This is a genomic window from Myxococcus qinghaiensis, from assembly GCF_024198215.1.
In the GTDB taxonomy this organism is placed as follows: Bacteria; Myxococcota; Myxococcia; order Myxococcales; family Myxococcaceae; genus Myxococcus; species Myxococcus qinghaiensis.
The window spans coordinates 184,586-189,078 of record NZ_JAKCFA010000022.1; the positions used below are offsets into that span (position 1 = coordinate 184,586).

Annotated in this window: 1 protein-coding gene; it reads left to right on the forward strand. The window is 71.3% G+C overall.

Annotation, left to right across the window (positions count from 1 at the left end):
• The first annotated feature begins 11 nt into the window (after nt 1–11).
• Nucleotides 12–4,382, forward strand: a complete 4,371-nt coding sequence (locus tag LZ199_RS34405; protein ID WP_253997997.1) for a type I polyketide synthase — start codon at nt 12–14, stop codon at nt 4,380–4,382.
• Nucleotides 4,383–4,493 lie beyond the last annotated feature (111 nt).

Consider the following 4,493-nt stretch of genomic DNA (forward strand, 5'->3'; position numbering starts at 1 on the left):
TGGAGAGAGACATGGCCACGGATTCATCCAACGCGGACACCACGGGGTTGGAGATCGCCGTCGTCGGCATGGCGGGGCGCTTCCCGGGTGCGCGCGACTTGGAGGCGTTCTGGCGCAACCTGCGGGACGGCGTGGAGTCCATCAGCTTCCTGACGGACGCGGAGCTGGAGGCGAGCGCGCTCGACACGTCCGCCATCCGCTCGGACCCGAACTACGTGAAGGCCGCCGCCGTCCTGGAGGACGCGGACCTGTTCGACGCGGGCTACTTCGGCGTCACCCCCAAGGAAGCGGAGGTGATGGACCCGCAGCAGCGCGTCTTCCTGGAGTGCGCCGTGGAGGCGCTGGAGAACGCGGGCTACGACGCCGAGCGCTTCAAGGGTCGCATCGGCGTGTACGCCGGAGCGCGCACGGACACGTACGTCTTCAACCTCTTCTCCAATCCCTCCGCGCTCGGCGGGTTGGACCCGTTCGAGATTGGCCTGGGCAATGACCTGGCCTTCCTCACCACGCGCGTGGCGCACCGCCTCAACCTGCGCGGCCCCGCGTACTCCGTGCACACCGCGTGCTCCACGGCGCTCGTCGCGCTGCACCTGGCGGGACAGGCGCTGCTCGCGGATGAGTGCCGGATGGCCATTGCGGGCGGCGTCGCCATCAACGTGCCGCAGAAGGTCGGCTACCTGTATCAGTACGGCGGCATCGTCTCGCCGGACGGCCACTGCCGCGCCTTCGACGCGAAGGCGGCGGGCACCATCTTCGGCAGCGGAATCGGCCTGGTGGTCCTGAAGCGGCTGGAGGACGCGCTGGCGGACGGCGACACCATTCACGCCGTCATCAAGGGCTCCGCCATCAACAACGACGGCGCCGTGAAGGCCAGCTTCACCGCGCCCAGCGTGCAGGGACAGGCCACCGTCATCAAGGACGCCCTGGCCGCGGCGGAGGTCCCCGCCGACACGATTTCGTACGTGGAGACGCACGGCACGGGCACGGCGCTGGGAGACCCCATCGAGCTGCGCGCCCTGACGAAGGTGTTCGGCGCGAAGGCGAAGGGCCGTCGCACGGTGCCCATCGGCTCGGTGAAGACGAACGTGGGCCACCTGGACGCGGCGGCGGGCAGCGCGAGCTTGCTCAAGGCCATCCTCGCGATGAAGCACCAGCAGGTTCCGCCCAGCCTCCACTTCGAGTCCCCCAACCCGCAGATCGACTTCGACAGCGGGCCCTTCTATGTGAACACCGCGCTCCAGCCCTGGCCGCGCGGCAGGACGCCTCGGCGCGCGGGCGTCAGCTCGTTCGGCATCGGCGGCACCAACGCCCACATCGTCCTGGAGGAAGCGCCTCCCGCGCCCTCGGCATCGACGGGCCGCCCGTGGGAGCTGCTGGTGTTGTCCGCGCGCAGCCACACGGCGCTCGACACGGCCACCGCGCGGCTCGCCCAGCACCTGGAGACGCACCCGGAGCAGACGCTGGCGGATGTGGCGTACACGCTCCAGGTGGGCCGCAAGGCCCATGCGCACCGCCGCGTCGTGGTGGCGCGCGATGGACAGGATGCGATGCGGGTGCTGCGCATGGCGGAGCCCCAGCGCGTGCTCTCCGGCACGCACGAGACGGGAAACCGCCCCGTGTCCTTCCTCTTCTCCGACGCCGGAGCGGAGGCGCCACTGGAGTCGCTGTATCGCTCCGAGCCTGCGTTCCGCGCGGAGGTGGACCAGTGCGCGGAGCTGCTCCAGTCGCGGCTCGGCGTGGACCTGCGCGCCGTGCTGTATCCGGAGGACGGGAGCCGACCTGTTGTCTCCAGTCCGGTGACGGCCGCCGCGCGCTTCGTGGAGGCCTACGCCCTGGCGCGCCTGTGGATGTCGTGGGGTGTGCAGCCGGAGTCGATGCTGGGCGAAGGCATGGGCGCGTGGATCGCCGCGAGCCTCGCGGGCGCGCTCCCGCTGGAGGAGGCCCTCTCCCTGACGATTGCCCGAGCCGAGGGGCGTGAGCTGTCACCGAACGCCGCGACGCTGAAGGCGCCGGAGGTGCCGCTCTACTCCCTGGCCACGGGCGCCCTGCTCACGGCCGCCGAGGCCACCCGTCCCGAGACGTGGAAGGACGCTGCGGGCCGCGCGCCACGCCTGGACGATGCGCTGCGCGAGTTGGTGAAGGAGCCCTCTCGCGTCGTGCTCGCGATGGGGGCCGCGGGGCCGCTCGTCGAGAAGGCGCGCGCGCTGGCGGGGAGCACGGGGACTCGCTCCGTGCACGGCTGCCTGCCCGCGCCTGGAACGAACCAGCCCGCGCCGGTGGCGGTGCTCGGCGCGCTGGGACAGCTCTGGCTGGACGGCGTGGAGGTGGACTGGGAGGCCGTGAGCGAGGGCCGCGTCCTTCGCCGCGTGCCGCTGCCCACGTACCCCTTCGAGCGTCAGCGCTACTGGGTGGCGCCTGGCACGCACGCCGAGGCCACGCAGGCCCAAGCGCCGCAGGGAAAGCTCGTGGACATGGCGGAGTGGTTCCACGCGCCCACGTGGCACCGCACGGCGCCCGTGGCCCTGGACCGCAAGGCCCTGGCCGAGCGTCGCTGCTGGGTCGTCTTCGTGGACGGCGTGGGCGTCGGCGAGGCGCTGTGCCGCCGTCTGGAGGAGGCGGGCCAGGACGTGGTGCGGGTGCGCCAGGGAAGCTCCTTCATGCGGGACGCCGCGCGCCGGTATGCGGTGGATCCTCGCCTGCGCGGGGACTACGCCACGTTGTGGAAGGACCTGGCGGACCAGGAGCTGAGCCCGTCCGTGGTGGTCCATCTGTGGAGCCTCGCCTCGTCGGGCATGGACCTTCCGGGGCCCGAGCTGTTCCGCAAGGTGCAGGACACGGGCTACTACAGCCTCCTGCACCTGGGACAGGCGCTCGCCCAGGGAGACACCTCGCGCCCCGTGCGCCTGGAGGTGGTGACGGACCGGCTGGCTGACGTGGCGGGCGAGGGCAACGCCCTCCCGGAGAAGGCCACGCTGCTGGGACCGTGCAAGGTGATTCCGCAGGAGCAGGAGCACGTCAGCACGCGCTGCATCGACCTGATCGCCCCCGAGCCCAAGAGCGCGGGCGTGGAGAAGCTCGCGGAGCGGCTGCTCGCCGAGCTGAGTCAGCGCACGCGCGACGCCGTCGTGGCGTGGCGCGGAAACCACCGCTTCACCCAGACGCATGCGCCGCTGCGGTTGGAGCCCTCGGGCGAGGCCGCTTCTCCGCTGCGTGAGCAGGGCGTCTACCTCATCACCGGAGGCCTTGGCGCCGTGGGCCTGATGCTGGCCGAGCACCTGGCCCAGACGCTCAAGGCCCGCCTGGCGCTGCTGGGACGCACTGCCCTGCCGGCGACGTCCGAGTGGGATTCGTACCTGGCCACCCATCCCGAGGACGACGCGGTGGCCCAGCGCATCCTCCAGGTGCGGAAGCTGGAGCGGCTTGGCGCGCAGGTGATGGTGGTGCGCGCGGACGTCGCGGACGCGGGGCAGCTCGAGGCCGCGGTGGCGCAGGTGGAGGCCCGGTTCGGCGCGCTCAATGGCGTGCTCCACTGCGCGGGCGTCACGCATGGCCCGTCGCTCTACAACCCGCTCACGGACATTGGCCGGGGCGAGTCGGAGACGCAGTTCGGCCCGAAGGTCTACGGCACGTATGCGCTGGAGAAGGTGCTGAGCACCCGCTCGGCGGACTTCGCCCTGCTCTTCTCGTCCAACGCCGCGGTCCTCGGTGGCCTCGGCTACCTGACCTACGCGTCCTCCAACCTCTTCATGGACGCCTTCGCGCAGGCCCACGCTGGAAACACCGGGACGCGCTGGGTGAGCGCGTCGTGGGACCCGTGGCCGGAGGAGACGAAGCACACCCACGTGCGCACCAGCATGGACCAGTACGCCATGACGCCCCAGGAGGGCGCCGAGGCCGTCCGTCGGCTGGTGACGCTCGGCGTGGATGGCCACGTCGTCGTCGCGACCGGAGACCTGGCCCAGCGCTGGAAGTTGTGGATTCAGCGCGACACGTCCCAGCCCACCTCGGGCGCGCGCGCGGCTGGCAAGCCCCGTCGCGCGAAGACGCCCTTCGTGGCGCCCGCGAGCGAGCTGGAGAAACAGCTCGCGGCCATCTGGCAGGAAGTCCTGGGCGTGGACTCCGTGGGCCTGAACGACAACTTCTTCGACCTGGGCGGCCACTCGCTGCTCGCCACGCGCGTGGCCGGACGCCTGCGCACCCAGTTCGATTTCGACATTCCCCTGGCGAAGCTCTTCGAGGCCGCCACCGTGGCCTCCCTCGCGAAGCTGGTGGCGGACCACCAGACCGCGCTCGAAGAGGCCGCCAGTGAAGCCGCGCTCGAGGAGCTGTCCAACCTCAGCGACGAAGAGATTGAAGCCGAGCTGGCGAGACGTTCGAGCTAGCCCCCCCCACTGAATTTCAGTCGGGCCGGCGTCCCCGCATCGGCCCCAGCAACCTTCCCCTCCGCCCTGGGTCATCCCAGCGAGCGGAGGCTCCGGAGTCGGAGTCCAGCA